The sequence below is a fragment of the Streptomyces lydicus genome (assembly GCF_000717345.1).
Taxonomy (GTDB): domain Bacteria; phylum Actinomycetota; class Actinomycetes; order Streptomycetales; family Streptomycetaceae; genus Streptomyces; species Streptomyces lydicus.
In genome coordinates this window covers 55,287-74,106 of sequence record NZ_JNZA01000043.1, presented here as the reverse complement: position 1 = coordinate 74,106, position 18,820 = coordinate 55,287, and the positions used below count along the sequence as shown (strand labels likewise).

Here is an 18,820-nt window from a genome sequence, read left to right as displayed (position 1 = left end):
GCGCACCGCACCAGCAGCGAAAGGACCACGTATGCCCGCTCGCCACCTCGCCGCGGCCGCCGCCCTCGTGCTGGCGTCCGCCGTACCCGCCGCCGCGGCGGCCCCGGCGCACCCCCACCAGCCGGCCGGCAGCACCGAGGTCCCCGTCGAGCGGGGCTCGGCCCGCCTCCGGCTGTCCCCCGATCTGCGCAGCGCGCTCAAGGAAGACGGCGTGGTGGTCGCGGGCGTCGACGCGAAGGGGAGGATCAGCCCGCGGGGCCACTCCGGCGGAGGAACGACTCTGCGGCTCACGGGCGGGGCGGTCACCAACAGCGGCGGCAAACTGGGCGGCGAACTTCGCTTCGGCAAGGCCGGTCTGGCCCTGGTGGCCACCGGATCCGGCCCCGGCGGCACGCAGTCCGGGAGCTCCAGGAAGTCCGTCAAGGTCACCCGCTTCGAGGTGGACCTCGGGCACGGCACCCTGACCGCCGCCCTGCACAACGGCACCAGGTTCACCCTCGGCACCTTCCCCCGCCCCGCCACACGATCGGCCGTCAACACGAAAACGCGCTCGCTGCGAGTGGACCTCACCATCAAGGCCACTGCCTCCGCCGCCCGGCTCGACGCCGCCCTCGGCACCCACTGCTTCACCGGCCACCGGCCGCTGCTGCACGCCCGCATCGTCGCCTCACTCGAGCGGTCGGTCGACGTCCGCACCGCACTCAACCTGGGGCAGCCCGGGCGGGACGCCGACCGGGCCCGCACGCGATCGGTGGTGTCCGGGGCGCCGGTGCCCAGGATGCCGGTGTCCGGGGTGCCACTGTTCCGGTAGGTGCGCGGGGAGAAGGACCGGACATGCCTGCCCTCCAATGCGGTGGGCGAACGGAGGGGCCGGCGGGCGCCCCGGCGGGACGAGCGTGACCCGTCAGCGCGACAGGCGGGCGTTGAGCCGGGCGGCCTGGCGCGTCAGGTAGTCGCGTTCGGCGAGGTTGGGTGCCTTGTGGGCCGCCTCGGCGTACAGGCGGGCCGCCGTCGTCAGGTCGCCGTCGCGCTCATGGAGGTAGGCCGCCACCGCGGTGTGGCGGGGCAGGGTGTCGTTCAGCGAGGCGAGGGCCGCCAGGCCGGCGCGTGGTCCGTCGGCCTCGCCCACGGCGACCGCGCGGTTGAGGCGCACGACCGGGCTGTCGGTCAGCCGCGCGAGCTCGTCGTACCACTCGACGATCTGCACCCAGTCGGTCTCCTCGGCGGTAGGCGCGTCTGCGTGGAGCGCCGCGATGGCGGCCTGGGCCTGGTATTCGCCCAGGCGGTCGCGGGCGAGGGCCGCCTGGAGGATCTCGACGCCCTCGGCGATCGCCTCGGTGTCCCACCGGCCGCGGTCCTGCTCGGCCAGCGGCACCAGGCTGCCGTCGGGCGCGGTCCGGGTGGCGCGCCGGGCGTGGTGGAGCAGCATGAGCGCGAGCAGACCCGCCACCTCGGGGTGGTCGATCGCGGCCGCGAGCTGCCGGGTGAGCCGGATGGCCTCGGCGGCGAGGTCGACCTCGCCGGAGTAGCCCTCGTTGAAGACCAGGTAGAGGACACGCAGCACGGTGGCGACGTCGCCGGGCTGGTCGAACCTCACACCGGAGACGGTGCGCTTGGCCCGGCTGATGCGCTGCGCCATGGTCGCCTCGGGCACCAGGTAGGCGTGGGCGATCTGACGGGTGGTCAGCCCGCCGACCGCGCGCAGCGTGAGCGCGACCGCGGACGACGGTGTCAGCGACGGGTGGGCGCACAGGAAGTAGAGCTGGAGCGTGTCGTCCACCGCGGGCGCGGGGCCGGGCGGCGGCTCCTCGTCGACGAGGTCCTCACGCCGGCGGCGGGCGGCGTCCGCCCGGGTCGCGTCGAGGAACTTCCGCCAGGCCACGGTGACCAGCCAGCCCTTGGGGTCCCGAATGGGGTCTTCCCTGCTCAATGGGGTCTCCCCTGCTCGAACGAAGTTGAGAGCTCGGGGATGAAGCTCAGAGCTGGGGGAAGGGTCGGCCGGCCAGACGCGGAGCGCCTCGACCAGCGCGTCCTGTACGGCGTCCTCGGCCGCCGCGAAGTCGGCTCCGCGGCGGACGAGGATGCCGAGCACGCTCGGCGTGAGGCTTCTCAGCAGGGCCTCGTTGATCCGGGTCACTTGAAAGTGCACTCCGTGATGGTGGGCGGCGCGCCCAGGAACGGGCGCAGCTCCAGCCACTCGTGGATCGGCTTCCCGCCCGCGCCGGGGGCGGCCGACAGTTCACCTGCCAGCTCGACGGCACGCTCGTAGCTGTCGACGTCGATCACCATCCAGCCGGCGATGAGGTCCTTGGTCTCGGCGAACGGGCCGTCGGTGACCGGCGGGCGGCCCTCACCGTCGTACCGGACCCACGTGCCCTCGGGAGCAAGCGCCTGACCGTCGACGAACTCGCCGGTCTTCTCGAGCCGGGCCGCGAAGTCGTTCATGTACTGCACGTGGGCCGAGATCTCCTCCGGCGTCCACTTGTCCATGGGCACGTCGTTGGCTGCAGCCGGGGCGCCGCGGTAGTGCTTGAGCAGCAGGTACTTGGCCATCGTGGTTCTCCTCGGTGCTGGTGCGACCCATTGTGGTCACGTTCACCCCGGGGACGGAGCCAGTCACGCGTTCTCGACATCGCCGCCGAAATTTTTTTAAAGGCTCTCGCGGAGCCGCCCGGGCGGGGCGCCGCGCGGCCCGGTCTCCCCGTGGCCGGGCGGCGCCCCGCGGGCCGGCTCACCGGGCGGGAGTGGCGCCGGCGTGCTCCGGCAGCGTCTGCAGTCCCGTTTCCAGCGCAGGGGGCAGCGGAGCCGTATGGATCACGCCCAGCCGCTGCGTCGCCCGGGTGAGCGCGACGTACAGGTCGCTGGCGCCCAGCTCGTGCGGCTCCGCCACGATCACCGTGTCGAACTCCAGCCCCTTGGCCTGTCTGGGGTCGATCAGGACGACCGGGCTGGTCAGATCGGGGGCCGGACCGGTGGAGGCGCCCGGGAGCGCGGGGACCAGGGCGTCGTGGCGGGCGCGCGGGGCGATCACCGCGAGCCGTCCGGTCCCGTCGCTCTCCCGCGCGACCGCGGCGGCCACCGCAGCAGGCAGGTCGTCGGCGCGCTGCGCCCAGGGCCGTACCCCCGTCGAGCGGATCGAGCGCGGCGGCTCGAACGCGGGGTCGGCGGCGCCCGGCACCTGCGCCGCGACCTCCATGATCTCGGTCGGGGTGCGGTAGTTGACGCCCAGCCTGACGTGGTGCCAGCGCTCGTCGACGTGCGGCGCGAGGATTTCCTCCCACGCGCCGCAGCCACCCGGCTCCGCGGTCTGTGCCGGGTCGCCGACCAGGGTCATCGAGCGGGTCGGGCAGCGGCGCATCAGCAGCCGCCAGACCATCGGCGACAGCTCCTGCGCCTCGTCCACGATGATGTGGCCGAAGGCCCAGGTGCGGTCGGCCGCGGCGCGTTCGGCGGCGCTGCGGTGGTCGGCCTCCTCCTGCCGGTCGGCGAGCCGTTCCGCGTCGACGAGGTCGTGCGCGGCCAGCACCTCCGATTCCTCGTCGTCGCGGTCCTCGAACTCCTGGGTGCGGGAGCCGTAGGAGAGGTCGAGCACGCCCTGTGCGTAGGCGATCCGCTCCTGGCGCTCGGCCTCGGCGGCGGCGCGGGCCGCCGAGTCGTCCTCGCCGAGGAGTTCGGCGGCCTCGTCCAGCAGGGGGATGTCGGCGGGGGTCCAGCCGCCGCCGGTGCGGCGGATCGTCCGGGCGTCCGCCTCCGGGAGGTGGACGGGCTCCGTGAGGAAGTCCTCGACCAGCTGATGGGGGGTGAGGGCGGGCCACAGCTCCTCGATGGCGCGGTGCACCTCGGGACTGGTGGCGATGCCCTTGCCGAGCTGGGCGATGTCGTCGGGGCCGAGCAGGTTCGGCCCGCCGTAGGGGTCCGCGCCGATCCTCTCGACCAGCTGCGCGGTGAGCGCGTCGATGATGCGGAACGCGAAGTGCGGGCGGGCGAGATTGTGCGGCAGCCGCGTGTCGCGGGCCTGCCGCCGCGCCTCGTCCGCCATCTCCGCGTCCAGCAGCAGTTCGCCCTCTTCATGGTCGATCACGGTCACGTCGTCGGGCAGCGTCTGCCGGTCGCGGACGAAGAGCGCCAGTGCGTCGGCCATCGCGGCACCGCCCTTGACCGCGGCGGCCTCGGGGGTGTCCGTCGCGGTGGGGGTCACGCCGGGGAAGAGTTCACCGGGCGTGGCGAGCAGTACGCCCGTCTCGCCGAGCGCGGGCAGCACCTCCGAGATGTAGCCGAGGAAGGCCGGGTTGGGGCCGACGATGAGCACGGCGCGACGGGCCAGTTGTTCCCGGTGCGCGTAGAGGAGGTAGGCCGCGCGGTGCAACGCGACGACGGTCTTGCCGGTGCCGGGACCGCCCTCCACGACGAGGACGCCGTGCTGCGGGGCGCGGATGATGGCGTCCTGCTCGGCCTGGATGGTCTGCACGATGTCGTGCATCCGCCCGGTGCGCGCGGCGTCCAGTGCGGCCAGCAGTACGGCGTCCGCGTCGGCGCCCTCGTGGCCGGTGCGCTCGGTGTCGGTGAGGTCCAGGATTTCGTCGTGCAGGGCGGTGACCCGGCGGCCCTCGGTCGTGAGGTGGCGCCTGCGGCGCAGCCCCATCGGGGTGTGGCCGGTCGCGAGGTAGAACGGGCGCGCGACCTCGGCCCGCCAGTCGATGACGAGCGGGGTGCGGTCCGGGTCGTCGCGCCGGATGCCGAGGCGGCCGATGTGGTGGTCGCGGCCGTCGCGAAAGGCCAGCCGGCCGAAGCACAGGCCGTTCTCCCCGGCTTCGAGGGCGGCCAGCAGAGCGGACTGCTCGGTCACCGACACATCGCGTTCCAGCCGGGCCTGGGCGTTGCGCCCTTCCAGCGGCAGGGCGTCCTGCACCGCTGTGGCGGCGCCGGCCTGCATTTCGGCGAGGCGCTCATAGAGCAGGTCGGTGAATTCCTGCTCGTGCCGCAATTCCTCGTTTGACAATTCAACTCCGCTCGGATACGATTCGAATTGAAGATTGGGACTGTGCCTTGAAAGTAATCGAGACATAGAAGCCCTCAATATACGCAGAGAGACACCCCGGCCGTCAATTCGGTTCGGGGCTTTTTTCTTGCCCGGGGCGGCTGCGGCGGCGCGGAATTCGTTCCGTTCCGGCGGCCGCATATGGCATCGCCCCTCCCCCGGCGCCCCGGACCCGTGACCAGGGCCGCGTCACCAGGCGCAGGTCGACGGTGGTCAGCCGGGCGCGCCGAGCTCAGTGACGGCGGTCACCTGGCGCCGCCCCCACCGCTCACTCCGGTCACTCCGATCACTCCGATCACTCCGATCGTCCTGATCGCCCCGACCCTGCCGATCAATTCGGAGTCGTTCACCGGGCGGACCATGCCGACGGATGATGGGCGTTCCGCGTTCCGGACCCGTTCAACTGCCGGCCACGCACACCGCGCACGCTACGGAATGAGAAATTCCGATTGGTGACACCCGCGGTGGCCGGTCTCTCCGCCACCGCACGGAGGGCCCCATGGCCGGTATTGCATCCCCCACCAACCGTCGCAACTTCCTCCTCACTTCCGGTGCCGCGCTCGCCGGAACCGGCGCCGCATTCGCCCTTCCCGGCCAGCGCAGCGGCAGCGCCTCGGAGCCGGGCACCCGCACCGCGGCGGCCGCGCCCGCACCGTCGCCGACCCGCCGCGGCGCCGGACGGGCCGCACCGTACGGCCGCACGACGCTCGACACCACGGCGCGGCTGGCCGGCAGCGGCGGCTACCGGCGCCTCACCTCCGGCCCCGGCTGGCCGCTGGTCGTCCGGGGCGACCTCGCCGCCGCCCGGTCCGGACGTCAGGACCGCAGGACCGCGCTGGCGTGCTTCGTCCAGCTCACCGACCTGCACGTGGCCGATGTGCAGAGCCCGCTGCGGACCGAGTTCCTGCGCGCCGGGTCGACGGGGTCCTGGCGGGCCCAGGAAGCGCTGTCGGTGGCCGGCGCGGTCTCGCTCGTGGAGCAGGTCAACGCGCTGGGTGGCGGCCCGCACACCGGTCGGCCGCCGGCCTTCGTCATGTCCACCGGCGACAACATCGACAACCACTCCATGATCGAGCTGGAGTGGTTCCTCACCCTGATGAGCGGTGGGCGGATCACTCCCAACACGGGCGATCCGGCCGCGTACGAGGGCGTGCAGAACTGCGGCCTGCCGCTCTACTGGCACCCGGACCAGCCGCTGCGCGACCAGGACAAGAAGCGCGGACTGCCGGAGATCCCCGGCTTCCTCGACGCGGCGATCCGGCCCGTCACCAGCCCCGGGCTGCGCATCCCCTGGTACTCGACGCCCGGCAACCACGACGACCTGCCCGGCGGCTGTCTGGCCCCCGCCGACCCCGCACTCGGCGAGTACATCGTCGGCGGGCGCAAGCTGTTCTCCATACCCGACGCCGACGTCGCGGCCTTCGCCAAGGTGCTGGACACCGGCGACGACCCCAAGAGCACCGTCTTCAAGGAGATCCTGAGCCACAACGCGGCCAGGGCGCGCAGCGTGACCGCCGATGAACGCCGCCGGCTGGTCACACCCCACGACTACCTCCGCGCGCACCTGAACCCGGCCTTCGCCGGAGCGGGACCGGCCGGCCACGGGTACACCGAGAACCACCTCGACGGCGAGCGGATGTACTACTCCTTCCCCGTCGCGGACGGCGTCGTCGGCATCAGCATCGACACGACCTACCGCAGCGGCCACTTCGAAGGCTCCCTCGGCACCGAGCAACTCCGGTGGCTCGAACGGACCTTGGCCGCCCACAGTTCCCGCCACTACGACGCGGACGGCCGCCTCGTCCGCAACCCCGGCGCCGACGACGCACACGTCCTCGTCTTCAGCCACCACCACAGCCCGAGCATGACGCGGCGCCCGGACGCGGCCCGCACCGACGAGGTCCGGCACGACGGCGCGGAGGTCATCGCCCTGCTGAGCCGCTTCCCGAACGTGGTGGCCTGGATCAACGGTCACAGCCACATCAACCGCATCACCCCGCACCCGCACCCCACCCCCGCCCGCTCCTTCTGGGAGGTCAACACCGCCTCCCACATCGACTACCCGCAGCACGCCCGGCTCCTGGAACTGGTCGACAACCACGACGGCACGGTGTCCCTCTTCGCCACCCTCGTCGAGTCCGCGGCTCCCCACCGCACGGACCTCAACGACCTGTCCGCGGTGGGCCTCGCCTCCCTCTACCGCGAGCTGGCCTACAACACCCCCGGGCTCGCCGCCGGCCTGCCCTCCGGCGCCGTCCACGAGGCAATGGCGGGCACGGCAGCCGACCGCAACGTCGAACTGGTGCTGCGGCGGGAGTGAGGGCGCCGGGCGGCACCCCCTACCCCCCTACCTGAGAGCTACCCGTGGAATGAGCTCCACGGTGGGACGTGGGGGACGGGGTGGGATTCATAGGTTCTGGTGGCGGAAGCTCGACCGGCTTCCGGTACGGAAGGACCGATGACCATGGCTTCCCGCCCGCGTCGCAGACGTCTGCTGCGCACTCTGCTTGCTGTTCTTGTCGTTTCCTCGGTGGCCGTGCCCGTTGCGGGTGCGGCGCGTCCCGCGGCCGTTCCGGCGCCGGTTCCGGTGCCGCTCGGGCCGCTGCGGGACGCCGCTCCCCGGACGCTCGCCGAGCGGTACGCCGTCAACCGCGACGGGATCCGCGCCGCGGCGCGGATGGCCGCCCGGCACGGGGACCGGGCGAGGGCTGCCGTGCTGCGGGCGATGGCGGCGCCGGCCCGGCAGTTCCTCGTCTTCGACGGGCGCGGTGGCGGACGTACCGCCGAGGTCTTCGGCGATCTGTCGCGGGCCGAGCGGATCGCCGTGGTGGTACCCGGATCGGACACCAGCCTGGACAGGTACGGGCGGCTCGGGGACGGGGCGGCGGCGCTGCGGCGGGAGCTGGGCGGCCGGTCGGCGGTCATCGCCTGGCTGGGGTACGCGACCCCGGGGACGCTGAGCGCCGAGGTGGTGTCGCCGGACCTCGCTGCCGCTGCGGCTCCTCCTCTGCGGCGCTTCGTGCAGGAGTTGAGGGCGGTACGGGGTGCGGCGCGGATCGTCGCGCTGTGCCACTCGTACGGGTCCGTCGTGTGCGGCCGGGCCGCGGCGGGGCTGGCGGTGGACGACCTCGTCCTGTACGGCAGTCCGGGGGCCGGGGCCGACAGCGTCGCCGCGCTGCGTACGCGGGCGCGGGTGTGGGCCGGGCGGGGCGCGGACGACTGGATCGCGCAGGTGCCGCACGGGCAGCTGGAACTCCCCTTCGTCACCGTCGGGTTGGGCACCGACCCGGTCGCGCCGGAGTTCGGGGCCCGGGTCTTTGCCGCGGGTGGCGGCGGGCACAGCGACTACCTGCGGCCCGGTTCGCTGTCCCTGGCCAATCTCGCGCGGATCGTCGCCGGGCAGGCCCCGGTCGAGGAGGCCCACCGTGCTGCGTGACCTCGTCCGGCGGATCGACGCCGCCACGCCGGCCGACCGTGACCGTGCCGTCGACGCCCTGCGGGCGGTCGCGATCCTCGGCGTGGTGCTCGGGCACTGGCTGGTGACCGCGCTGGTCGCCGACAGCGGCCGGGTGCACGCCGAGAGTCCGCTGCACCATCTGCCGCAACTCGCCCCGGTCTCCTGGGTGTTCCAGACCCTGGCGGTCTTCTTCCTGGTGGGCGGGCAGGTGGGGGCGCGCAGTTACGCCGCCGCCCGGGCCGCGGGCGGGTCGTACCGGCGGTGGCTGGGCGCCCGGTTGGCCAGGCTGTTCCGGCCGGTCGCGGCCGTGGTGACGGTGTGGAGCGTGGTCGCGGGGGCGCTGCTCGCCTCCGGCGCCGGGCTGGCGACCGTAGGAGCGCTGGGCAAGCTGGTGCTGTCCCCGCTCTGGTTCCTGCTGGTCTTCACCGCGCTGACGGCCGCGACGCCGCTGGTCGCCCGGCTGCACCCGCTGTGGCCGCTGGCCGTCGTCCTGCACGTCGATCTGGTGCGGTTCGGCCTGGGCGGGCCCGCCTGGCCGGGCTGGCTCAATGTGGCCGCCGGGTGGCTGGTCCCGTACTGCCTGGGGGCGGCCTGGGCGCGCGGCGGGCTGCGGAGCCGGACGACCGGGTGGGTGCTGCTGGGCGGCGGCGCCGTCGCCACCGCCGGGCTCGTCGTGTGGGGCGGTTATCCGGCCTCGATGGTCGGGGTGCCCGGTGCCGCGGTCTCCAACCTCAACCCGCCCACTCTGGCGGCGGTCACCTTCGGGCTGGCGCAGTGCGGGGCGGCCCTGCTGCTCGTCGGTCCGCTGCGGCGGGTGCTGCGGCGTCCGGCGCTCTGGGCCGCGGTGGCGCTGGTCAACCTCTCGGCGATGACGGTCTTCCTGTGGCACCAGACGGCGATGATGGCGGTGACGGCACTCGGGCTGCTGGCCGGTGAGCCGCTGCCCGGCCTGCACACCGTGCCCGACGGGGCCGGCTGGGTGCTCGCCCGGCTGGTGTGGCTGCCGCTGTTCGCGGCGGCGCTGCTGGTGTGCTGGGCCGCGTTCCGCAGGTACGAGCAGGGGCGGCGGCAACACCGTGGCGGCAGCCGGGTGGTGGCCGGACACCGGCCCGCCCCGGTGGCGGGGGCCCGACGTGTCTAAGGTGTCCTCCGTGGAAACGGGGGGCGGGAAGCGCGGGTGGCGGCGGCTCGGGGCGGCGCTGCGGGCGCTGCCGCGTACGCTGCGCGAGGATCTCTGCACGCTGAGGGGCGCTCCGCTGCCCCGCATCCAGGAGCCGAGTTGGCTGGACTGGCTGCCGGCGTTCGCGGTGCTGTGGGTGCTGACCGCCGTGGGCGTGGCCGTGTTCGACGTGGACTGGCTCTTCTCCCGTTACGGGCTGGATCCGTTCTACGCCTTGCTGATCGGCGTGGGTCAGGCGGTGGCACTCGTCGTCGCGATGTTCCGGCCGGTGCCCGCCTGGTGGGTGGTCACGGTCACCATGGTCGTCGTCACCTGGGGCACAGATCCCCGCATGCCGCACGAGGCGCTCTATTTGTGGTCGTCGACGGCGATCATCGTGCAGGGCGGGGTGCTGTTCCTGCTGGCGTTCCGGCATCGTCCCCGAGTGGCGGTCGAGGCCCTGGTGTTCAGCCTCGCGGCGGGGGCGCTCTGCGGGCTCGTGCTCACCCGGCCGCACCAGTACGACTTCGGCGGTGCCGTGCCCGTTCCGGTCACCGCGGTGGTGGTCGGCGCCGCGCTGCGCGGCCGTTGGGTGGCCCGGGCCAAGCTCGCGGAGCAGGAGGTGCTCACCGCCGAGGAGCGGGCCCGCCGCACACTGCTGGAGGAGCGCAACCGGATCGCCCGGGAGCTGCACGACGTGGTGGCCCACCACATGTCCGTCATCTCCATCCAGGCGCAGGTCGCCCCGCACCTGGTGGAGAACCCGTCGGACGAGCTGCGGGAGAACCTCGCCGGCATCCGGGAGAACGCGGTCGAGGCGCTGGCCGAACTGCGGCGGGTGCTGGGCGTCCTGCGCTCGGAGGACGCCCTGGCGCACGGCGTCCGGCACGCCCCGCAGCCCACCCTCGACCGGCTGGACGAGCTGATCGGCAAGGTGCGCGGCGCCGGGGTCACGGTCACCACCGAGACGGTGGGCACACCGCGTCCGCTCGCGCCCGGCGTCGAGCTGTCGGCGTTCCGCATCGTGCAGGAGGCGCTGAGCAACGCGATGCGGCACGCGCCGGGAGCGGCGGTACGGGTGACGGTCGGTCACCACCACGAGGGCCTCACCCTGCGGATCACCAATTCCGCCCCGGACGGCCCGGCCCCGCCCCCGTCCGGTTCCGGGCACGGGCTGCTGGGGATGCGCGAACGCGCCGCCATGCTCGGCGGCGAGCTGGCCGCCGGCCCCACGCCCGGCGGCGGTTACGAGGTGACCGCCGTCCTGCCCGCCGTCCCGCGCCCCTCCGCCGCCCCCATGCCCCTCGAGGACACCCCATGACGACACCCATCCGCGTGCTGATCGCCGACGACCAGGTGATGGTCCGCCAGGGGTTCACCGTGCTGCTCAACGCGGAGCCGGGCATCGAGGTCGTCGGCCAGGCCGTGGACGGCCTCGACGCCGTCGCCAAGGTCGCCGAACTCGCCCCGGACGTCGTCCTGATGGACGTCCGGATGCCCCGGCTCGGCGGGATCGAGGCGACCGGCCGGATCACCGGGCCGGACGACGCCACCGTCAAGGTCCTGGTGCTGACCACCTTCGACCTCGACGAGTACGTCTACGAGGCGCTGCGCGCGGGCGCCTCGGGTTTCTTGCTGAAGGACGCCTCGGCGGCCGAACTCGCCCATGCGGTGCGGGTGGTGGCGTCCGGTGACGCGCTGCTCGCCCCGAACGTCACCAAGCGGCTGATCGCCGAGTTCTCCCGGATCACCCGTACGCCGCGGGCGCCGGCGAGGGAACGCGTCGGCGAGCTGACGGCGCGCGAGACCGAGGTGCTGTCCCTGATCGCCCAGGGATTGTCCAACGGCGAGATAGCCGAACGGCTGGTGGTGGCGGAGCAGACCGTCAAGACGCATGTGGGCCGGATCCTGGTCAAACTGAACCTCCGCGACCGGACGCAGGCCGCGGTGTTCGCGTACGAGACGGGGCTGGTGCGCCCGGCCGGGTACTGACGCCGTCAGGGAGAGGCACCATGCGTCAACTGGACTTCCACCGCGCCTACGCCACGTCCGATATACCGGCGAGAAAAGCGCACTAGAGGCGGTAGACGCTCCGCACGTTGTTCCGCGGTGCCGGGCGGGTCCGGGCGGCCGGGCCCTCCGCGAAGGCGCGCAGCAGGTTCTCGGTGGTGCGGGTGACGAACGCTCCGGTGCGGGCGTCCATGCCGTGGTCGCGGCCGTCCTCGTGGCGTCCGGCCATCAGGCCCTCGACCCAGCGCATCGTCCCGGACGAGAAGACGCCGGCGCCGCTCGGCACGGTGTAGTACGCGGAGTCCGAGTGGCTGCTGCGGCCCGCGCAGACCAGCGGCGAGTGCGCGATGATCTCCAGCTCCGACGGGGTGGGCGCGTCGGGGGTGACCCGGTCGTACTCCACCCCGACGAGGTGCTCGAAGGAGTCGCCGCGCCGGGCTCCGGTGCCGGCGAAGAGCCAGTGGTCGGCGTTGTGCACGACGTAGGGGGCGTCGGTCGGGTAGCCCTCGTAGAAGACGCCGGTGAGGGAGGATTCCGGGGCGGCGGCGGGCGGTTGGCGGAAGTCGTGGGTCGGCTGGTCGCGGTGCGCGGCGAAGTACGGGTCGTCGCGGTAGGCGGTCTTGTAGCAGACGACGGTGCGTACCGCGCCGGACGGGCCGGGCTCCAGTCGGACCCGGCGGAAGCAGGCGTTGGCGCCCAGGAAGGCCAGGTTGGTTCCGGCGTCGCGGGCCACGGTGACGTGCCGGCGCTGTTGCGGGGTCCAGTACTCGTCGTGGCCGAGCGACAGCACCGCCGTGGCGCCCCGGAGCGCTGACGGGTCGAGGTGGACGTCCAGGCCCGTGGTGTAGGCCAGGGGGATCCCGAGCCGTTCCGCGAGGACCACCACCGCGCGCTCGTAGACCATGAATTTCTCGGCGCCGTCGGCGTCGTAGGGCCGGTCGAGGCTGACCTCCAGCGACCGCGTCCCGTACCCGCCGTCCTGCCCCGCGTAGAGGTTGTAGCCGCCCCACCTGTTGTACGCCTGCCAGGTCGCCACGGCGTGCATCAGGACGGTGCGGCCCGTGGTGGAGGCGGAGCGGACGACCAGCGGCACATAGCGCTGGTGACCGTGGTCGGCGTCCAGGCGGAGCAGATAAGCGCCCGGCGGCCAGCCGTCGGTGGGGACGGCGAGGGTGCGCGGCCAGTCCGCCCGTACGCTGCGGATGCCGGGGAGTACGTGCGGGTGACGCTGGACCCGTCCCGCGATCCGGCCCGAGCGCCAGACGAGCCGGGCCTCGGCCCCGCCGTACCAGCCGACCCGGTAGGCGGAGACCCGGAAGCCGGGCGCGGTGGTCGAGACGTACAGCCCGAACCCCTCCCCCGGCCGGACGCTTGCCTTGTCGGTGTAGCCCTCGACGGCGTCGGGCGGGCCGGTCGAGCGGATCCGCCAGTCGGGGCTGCCCGGGCGCCGGCGCTCCGCGGCGAGGTCCGAGGGGCCGGTGCCGGGGGTGCCCGTCGCGCCGCCGGGGTTCCCGGTCGTGGTGTCGCAGCCGGCGGTGCCGCCGACGGCGACTCCGGCGGCGCCCGCCGCGGCGGCCCCGAGGAAGTGCCGGCGGTCCAGGCCACCGCCTGCCGAATCGCCGCCCGCCGCATGGTGCCCGCCGTGCTGCGCGCCGTCGTCCATCGCACCGCTCCCACGCACCCGCCGCCCGTTCTGCCGTCAGATCGATCGTGCGGTCGGGCGCGCCGGCGGACGACCCGAGGCACCCGAATGCGGGTATGGCGGCCGTCGATGTTGCCCCTGATGCGAAAGGTGGGAAGGAGACAAAAGGTGCGAGAAGTTACCGATCCCCTGCTGGATCTCGTCCGGCGGCACACCGAGCCCGTGGTCGCGCAGACCTTCCGCTCGACCATTGCCGCGGTGATCTCGTACGTCGTCGCACTGGCCCTGAGCAGCGAACCGGCGCCGCTGACCGCACCGCTGACCGCCCTGCTCGTCGTGCAGGTCACGCTGTACACGACCCTGACCACCAGCGTGCGCAGGGTGAACGCCGTGGTGGTGGGCGTGGTCATCGCCATCGGTTTCAGCTCCCTGGTGGGGCTGACCTGGTGGAGCCTGGGGCTGATCATCCTGGCGTCGCTGGTCATCGGGCGCTTCGTCAAGGCCGGCGAGTTCGTCCCCGAGGTGGCGATCAGCGCGATGCTGGTGCTGGGGGTGACGACGACGCGGGTGGCTGCGACGGCCTGGGACCGGGTGCTGGAGACGCTGATCGGGGCGGTCGTCGGACTGCTCTTCAACATGCTGTTCGTGCCGCCCGTATGGGTGCAGCCCGCCAGTGAGGCCATCGAGGCCCTCGCCCGCCGGATGCGGGACCTGCTGCTGAAGCTCGGCGCCGAGGTGACCGGCCATACCACCGTGGCGGAGGCCGCGGAACGGCTGCACGAGGCACGGCGGCTGGACCACGACGTGGTGGAGGTGGATGCGGCGCTGCGGCAGGCCGAGGACAGCCTCCGGCTCAACCCCCGCGTCAAGGAGGGGCTGCTCTCCCGCGTCGTGCTGCGCACCGGGCTGGACACCCTGGAGATCTCGGCGGTGGTGATCCGTACGGTCTGCCGCACACTGACCGACCTCGCCAAGGCGCGGACGGACGAGCCGCTCTTCTCCGAGAACATCGCCAGCGCGCTGCGGGAGCTGTTCGGCCATATGGCCCGCGCCGTGGAGAGTTTCGCCGTCCTCATCACCACGCAGGTCAGCGCCAATGCCGAGGAGGCGGAGAGTCAGCTCGTCCGGGAGCTGGCCGCCAGCCGGGAGAGCCGCGAGGTGGTGGCGCACCTGCTGCTCGACGGCGTGCAGCAGCATCCCCGAGAGTGGCAGCTGCACGGCGCGCTGCTGGCGGAGGTCGACCGGATCCTGGACGAGCTGGACGTCGAGAAGCGCTCCGAACGACTGGTGGAGGAACTCAACCGGCAGGGGCGCGAGCAGCGCGGAAAGTACTCCGTGGTGGCCAAGCTCCGCAGCCGGCTGCGGATCGGCCGCGGCGACATTCCTTCCGAGACGCTCACGGTGGATCCGTCCTAGGACGCCGCCCGGCGAGAGCAACTCGCAGTGTGGCGCGGGGACTCCGGCCGCTCACGGCAACCCCGGCGACTTCTGTACCTACTAGTATGTACGATCACAGGAGAGAGGGAACGCCCCTCCGGAAGGAGAACCGCTGCCATGCCGTTTGTCCGTATCGACGCGCTGGGGACCGACAGCGCCCGGCTCGACGCCCTCGGCCGCGCCGTGCACGACGCCCTGGTGGAAACGATCGGCTTCCCGCCCGACGACCGGTTCCAGGTGCTGGTGGGTCACGACGGCGCCCGCAGCACGCTGCGCTACGACAACTACTTCGGCATCCAGCGCGACGACGGCCTGGTGTTCGTCGCGATCACGATGCGCTCCGGCCGCACGCCCGAGGCCGGATCAGGGAGCGGGGTCTGGTGCCGTGCATCGCAAGGCGGAGGAGGGAGTCAGGGCGGAGCCCTGGCGACCGACGACAACGCGGCGAGGTGCGCTGCCAGACCCCGCGAGCCCGGCATGATCCAAACGACAGCCCCTAGGCGCTCCGGAAACGGCGGATGCCTGGTGCGGGGGTCTCCGCACCAGGCATCACGCATCAGGCATCAGGCATCACCAGGCATTCACGCACCAGGCGTCACACATCACGCGTCACGGCATGCGCCTGTGACGCCGGGTCAGTGCCGGTGGCTCACCGGCCGGCGACCGCCTCGGCCAGGGCGAGGATCCGGCGGGCGTCCTCGACGTGCAGATTCTCGATCAGCCGGCCGTCGACGGTGACGACTCCGCGCCCCTCACGGGTGGCCTCGTCGAAAGCCTCGATGATCCGGCGGGAACGCTCGATCTGGTCGGCCGACGGCGCGAAGACCCGGTTGCAGGGTTCGACCTGCGACGGGTGGATGAGCGTCTTGCCGTCGAACCCGAACTGCCGCCCCTGGACGCATTCCGCCTCGAACCCCTCGGGGTCCTTCACGTCGTTGTAGACGCCGTCCAGGATCACCTTGCCGGCGTCGCGGGCGCCCAGGAGCGCCAGCGACAGTCCGGTGAGCAGCGGGGCCCGGCCGGGGACGTGCTCCGCGTGCAGTTCCTTGGCCAGGTCGTTGGTGCCCATCACCAGCACGGTCAGCCGTTCGCTGGCGGCGGCCACCGCCCGCGCGTCCAGCATCGCGCGCGGCGTCTCGACCATCGCCCAGATGGCCGTACGGTCCGGGGCGCCGGCCGCCTCCAGGGCGCGTTCGACCTCGCGCACGGTGTCGGCGGACTCCACCTTGGGCACGACGACCGCGTCCGGACCCGCCTCGGCGGCGGCCCGCAGGTCGTCGGCGTGCCAGGCGGTGCCCGGCGCGTTGACCCGGATCGTCACCTCGCGGTAGCCGTACTCCCCGGAGGCCGCGGCGGCCGCGACGCGCTTGCGGGCGTCGGCCTTGGCGTCGGGGGCGACGGCGTCCTCCAGGTCGAGGATCAGTGCGTCGGTGGGGAGGGACTTGGCCTTCTCCAGGGCGCGTTCGTTGGCACCGGGCATGTAGAGCACGGAGCGGCGCGGCCGCAGGGTCGCGTCGGACATGGGTCTTACTCCTTGTTCTGCCGGGACTCGGCCGCTGCGTAGGCGTCGCGCAGCTCGGGGTCGCGGGCGGCGAGGGCCTCCGCGAGCTGGACGACCACCTGGCACTGCTTGTACGTGGCGTCGTCCTGCATCTTGCCGTCGATCATCACCGCTCCGGTGCCGTCGCCCATGGCCTCGATGACCTTGCGGGCCCAGGCGACATCGGCCGGGGCGGGCGAGAACACCCGCTTGGCGATGTCGATCTGCACCGGGTGCAGGCTCCAGGCGCCGACGCAGCCGAGCAGGAAGGCGTTGCGGAACTGGTCCTCGCAGGCGGTGGTGTCCTTGATGTCACCGAACGGCCCGTAGAACGGCAGGATGCCGTGCGCCGCGCAGGCGTCCACCATCCGCGCGAGGGTGTAGTGCCACAGGTCCTGCTGGAAGGTGGCCCGCGGCGCCGCGCCGTCGGGGCCGTGCGGGTCCTCCCGCACGAGGTATCCGGGGTGTCCGCCGCCCACGCGGGTGGTCTTCATCCGGCGGCTGGCGGCGAGGTCGGCGGGGCCGAGCGAGATGCCCTGCATCCGGGGGCTGGCGCCGGCGATCTCCTCGACGTTGGCGACGCCGGTGGCGGTCTCCAGGATGGCGTGCACCAGGATCGGCCGCTGGATCTGCGCCTTGGCCTCCAGCTGGGCGAGCAGCCGGTCGACGTAGTGGATGTCCTCGGCGCCCTCCACCTTGGGCACCATGATCACGTCGAGCTTGTCGCCGATCTCGGTGACCAGCGTCAGCAGGTCGTCCAACGCCCAGGGCGAGTCGAGGCTGTTGATCCGGGTCCACAGCTGCGTGTCGCCGAAGTCCGTGGCCTTGGCGATCTTCACCAGGCCCGACCTGGCGGCCTCCTTGCGGTCGGCTGCGACGGCGTCCTCCAGATTGCCGAGCAGTACGTCCACGGTGGGGGCGATGGCCGGCACCTTGGCCGCCATCTTCTCGTTGCCCGGGTCGAAGAAGTGGATCATCCGGGACGGCCGGAAAGGTACTTCGCGCACGGGTGTCGGCGCGCCGACGGCCAGCGGGCGGAAGAAGTCCTTCGGAGAGCGCATGCAGTCTCCCTGGTCGGATCGAGGGGTGCGGGGCAGCCGCCGGTGTCCGGCGGCGCCATCCGGCCTCACTTTAGGCCCGTGCGCCGCGGTAACACTACTGATCAGTACGTGTGCCGTTGGTCACCGGACGGCCGGTGACCAGGCGTCGGAGGCGCGCGGGCCCGGCGGCCGCGGGCCGGCTGTCCCTCCGGCGCCGAGCAGGCCCCCTTGCCCGGCGCCGACAAGGTGGAGTTCCATCGGGCGCACGGCTGGCACCCGTCGAACGAGCCGCCGACCGACGGGGGACGGCGCAGTCCCCCGGCCGGCCGGCGGCGCACCGTCCCCCTTCGAGGAGCATCCCCTTGCACAGCGCTGCAGTCGTCGGCACCGGTCTCATCGGTACGTCCATCGCCCTTGCCCTGACCGAACGGGGAGTGACCACCCACCTGATCGACCGCGACCCGGACCGGCTACGGATCGCCGCCGCCCGTGGTGCGGGAATACCCGGCTTACCCTCGGCGCCGGCGGACATCGCGGTCATCGCCGTCCCGCCGTCGCACACCGCCAGGGCCCTGGCGGACCATCAGAAGGCCGAGCTGGCCCGGACGTACACGGACGTGGCGAGCGTCAAGGAGCTGGTGCACGCCCAGTGCCTGGCGCTCGGATGTGACACCACCAGCCTGGTGGGCGGGCACCCGCTGGCGGGCCGGGAGCGCTCCGGTCCGCTCGCGGCCCGCGCCGATCTCTTCGAGGACCATCCCTGGGTGCTCACGCCCACCCCGGAGACCGGTGAACTCGCCCTGAACCGCGCCCTGGAACTCGTCTCGCTGTGCAACGCGGTGCCGGTGCTGCTGGAGCCGTCCGAGCACGACCGGGCGGTGGCGCTGGCCTCCCATCTGCCCCGTCTGATGGCGAGCCTGACCGCGGCCCGGCTGCTGGAGGGCACGGACCACGCGGTGCGGCTCGCCGGCCGTGGCATGCGGGACGTCAGCCGGGCCGCGGCCGGCGAGCCGGATCTGTGGGCGGACATCCTCGCCGCCAACGCCGCCGCCGTCGGTCCGCTGCTCGCCGAGCTGGGCGCGGACCTGCAGACCGCGGCCGCCGCGCTGGCCCGCCTGGCCGGGGACGATCCGCGGCCGCAGGGCGAGGCACTGGCGGAGCTGACCCGATTGCTGCGCCGCGGCGCCGAGGGCCGGACCCGGGTCGCGGCTCCGCACGGCGGGCCCTCGGCGCAACCGACCGCCGTGCTCTCGGTGACCGTCGGCGCGGACCGGGACCGGGAACTGGCGCGGCTGCTCGGGGACGTGGACGCGGCGCGGCTGGAACTGGAGGACGTGGTCCTGCCGGACGGGGCGGACGCCCCGGCTCCACCCGGTGGCGCGGTCGTACTCCTGGTGGCCCCGGACGCCGCCGATCCGCTTGCCGAAGTCCTGCGCAGCCGGGGTTGGTCGGTCCGCCGCCGGCCGCCCGCTCACCCGACCGAGTCCCACTGAGGAG

At 73.2% G+C, this 18,820-nt stretch carries 14 protein-coding genes and 1 pseudogene; 9 read left to right on the top strand and 6 right to left on the bottom strand.

Annotated elements, in window-relative coordinates; translation table 11 throughout:
* Nucleotides 1-31 precede the first annotated feature (31 nt).
* Nucleotides 32-811, top strand: a complete 780-nt coding sequence (locus OO62_RS31505) for a hypothetical protein (RefSeq protein WP_063739076.1) — start codon at nucleotides 32-34, stop codon at nucleotides 809-811.
* A 93-nt stretch (nucleotides 812-904) separates the two neighbouring features.
* Here the strand turns inward: OO62_RS31505 and OO62_RS31500 are convergent, their stop codons facing one another.
* The 3 genes from OO62_RS31500 to OO62_RS31490 all read right to left on the bottom strand — a co-directional run bounded on the left by OO62_RS31500 (nucleotide 905) and on the right by OO62_RS31490 (nucleotide 4,984).
* A complete protein-coding gene (locus OO62_RS31500; protein ID WP_033271109.1) occupies nucleotides 905-2,128 on the bottom strand; it encodes an RNA polymerase sigma factor in 1,224 nt (407 codons plus the stop codon).
* 5 nt (nucleotides 2,129-2,133) lie between these two features.
* A complete protein-coding gene (locus OO62_RS31495) occupies nucleotides 2,134-2,553 on the bottom strand; it encodes a YciI family protein (protein ID WP_033271058.1) in 420 nt (139 codons plus the stop codon).
* A 178-nt stretch (nucleotides 2,554-2,731) separates the two neighbouring features.
* Entirely contained in the window at nucleotides 2,732-4,984 is a 2,253-nt protein-coding gene (locus OO62_RS31490; protein WP_033271057.1) for a HelD family protein, read from the bottom strand.
* A 553-nt stretch (nucleotides 4,985-5,537) separates the two neighbouring features.
* Between OO62_RS31490 and OO62_RS31485 the strand changes: the two genes are divergently transcribed.
* From OO62_RS31485 to OO62_RS31465, 5 genes are all read left to right on the top strand, one after another.
* Complete coding sequence (locus OO62_RS31485; RefSeq protein WP_033271056.1) at nucleotides 5,538-7,358, top strand: TIGR03767 family metallophosphoesterase; 1,821 nt, start codon at nucleotides 5,538-5,540, stop codon at nucleotides 7,356-7,358.
* A gap of 144 nt (nucleotides 7,359-7,502) precedes the next feature.
* Nucleotides 7,503-8,474, top strand: a complete 972-nt coding sequence (locus OO62_RS31480; protein ID WP_033271108.1) for an alpha/beta hydrolase — start codon at nucleotides 7,503-7,505, stop codon at nucleotides 8,472-8,474.
* Entirely contained in the window at nucleotides 8,467-9,636 is a 1,170-nt protein-coding gene (locus tag OO62_RS31475; RefSeq protein ID WP_033271107.1) for an acyltransferase family protein, read from the top strand. Before OO62_RS31480 ends, OO62_RS31475 begins: the two co-directional genes overlap by 8 nt.
* Before the next feature lie 10 nt (nucleotides 9,637-9,646).
* Entirely contained in the window at nucleotides 9,647-10,975 is a 1,329-nt protein-coding gene (locus OO62_RS31470; RefSeq protein WP_033271106.1) for a sensor histidine kinase, read from the top strand.
* The gene (locus OO62_RS31465) at nucleotides 10,972-11,646 is read left to right on the top strand and encodes a response regulator (protein WP_033271055.1); all 675 of its coding nucleotides are present in this window, start codon (nucleotides 10,972-10,974) and stop codon (nucleotides 11,644-11,646) included. Before OO62_RS31470 ends, OO62_RS31465 begins: the two co-directional genes overlap by 4 nt.
* A gap of 82 nt (nucleotides 11,647-11,728) precedes the next feature.
* Here the strand turns inward: OO62_RS31465 and OO62_RS31460 are convergent, their stop codons facing one another.
* Nucleotides 11,729-13,327, bottom strand: a complete 1,599-nt coding sequence (locus tag OO62_RS31460) for a N,N-dimethylformamidase beta subunit family domain-containing protein (protein ID WP_206738449.1) — start codon at nucleotides 13,325-13,327, stop codon at nucleotides 11,729-11,731.
* A 147-nt stretch (nucleotides 13,328-13,474) separates the two neighbouring features.
* On the opposite strand from OO62_RS31460, the gene OO62_RS31455 reads away from it, so the two are divergent.
* Both OO62_RS31455 and OO62_RS38520 read left to right on the top strand, forming a co-directional pair.
* Nucleotides 13,475-14,722 (top strand): aromatic acid exporter family protein, encoded by a 1,248-nt coding sequence (locus OO62_RS31455; protein ID WP_033271054.1) that lies wholly within the window; start codon nucleotides 13,475-13,477, stop codon nucleotides 14,720-14,722.
* 138 nt (nucleotides 14,723-14,860) lie between these two features.
* A pseudogene (locus OO62_RS38520) lies at nucleotides 14,861-15,097 on the top strand (tautomerase family protein); the annotation flags it as partial.
* A gap of 295 nt (nucleotides 15,098-15,392) precedes the next feature.
* On the opposite strand, the gene OO62_RS31450 reads toward OO62_RS38520, so the two are convergent.
* Together OO62_RS31450 and OO62_RS31445 are read right to left on the bottom strand one after the other, a co-directional pair.
* Nucleotides 15,393-16,265, bottom strand: coding sequence for an HpcH/HpaI aldolase/citrate lyase family protein (locus OO62_RS31450; RefSeq protein WP_033271053.1), 873 nt, complete (start codon nucleotides 16,263-16,265; stop codon nucleotides 15,393-15,395).
* Between the two features lie 5 nt (nucleotides 16,266-16,270).
* Complete coding sequence (locus tag OO62_RS31445; RefSeq protein ID WP_033271052.1) at nucleotides 16,271-17,344, bottom strand: HpcH/HpaI aldolase/citrate lyase family protein; 1,074 nt, start codon at nucleotides 17,342-17,344, stop codon at nucleotides 16,271-16,273.
* 341 nt (nucleotides 17,345-17,685) lie between these two features.
* On the opposite strand from OO62_RS31445, the gene OO62_RS31440 reads away from it, so the two are divergent.
* Nucleotides 17,686-18,816, top strand: coding sequence for a prephenate dehydrogenase (locus tag OO62_RS31440; protein ID WP_033271051.1), 1,131 nt, complete (start codon nucleotides 17,686-17,688; stop codon nucleotides 18,814-18,816).
* Nucleotides 18,817-18,820: the final 4 nt, after the last annotated feature.

Bases quoted from the DNA above. Each gene is read 5' to 3' on its own strand.
- OO62_RS31480 (WP_033271108.1), top strand. From the start codon at position 7,503: ATGGCTTCCCGCCCGCGTCGCAGACGTCTGCTGCGCACTCTGCTTGCT.
- OO62_RS31505 (WP_063739076.1), top strand. From the start codon at position 32: ATGCCCGCTCGCCACCTCGCCGCGGCCGCCGCCCTCGTGCTGGCGTCC.
- OO62_RS31445 (WP_033271052.1), bottom strand. From the start codon at position 17,344: ATGCGCTCTCCGAAGGACTTCTTCCGCCCGCTGGCCGTCGGCGCGCCG.
- OO62_RS31495 (WP_033271058.1), bottom strand. From the start codon at position 2,553: ATGGCCAAGTACCTGCTGCTCAAGCACTACCGCGGCGCCCCGGCTGCA.
- OO62_RS31485 (WP_033271056.1), top strand. From the start codon at position 5,538: ATGGCCGGTATTGCATCCCCCACCAACCGTCGCAACTTCCTCCTCACT.
- OO62_RS31465 (WP_033271055.1), top strand. From the start codon at position 10,972: ATGACGACACCCATCCGCGTGCTGATCGCCGACGACCAGGTGATGGTC.
- OO62_RS31450 (WP_033271053.1), bottom strand. From the start codon at position 16,265: ATGTCCGACGCGACCCTGCGGCCGCGCCGCTCCGTGCTCTACATGCCC.
- OO62_RS31460 (WP_206738449.1), bottom strand. From the start codon at position 13,327: ATGGACGACGGCGCGCAGCACGGCGGGCACCATGCGGCGGGCGGCGAT.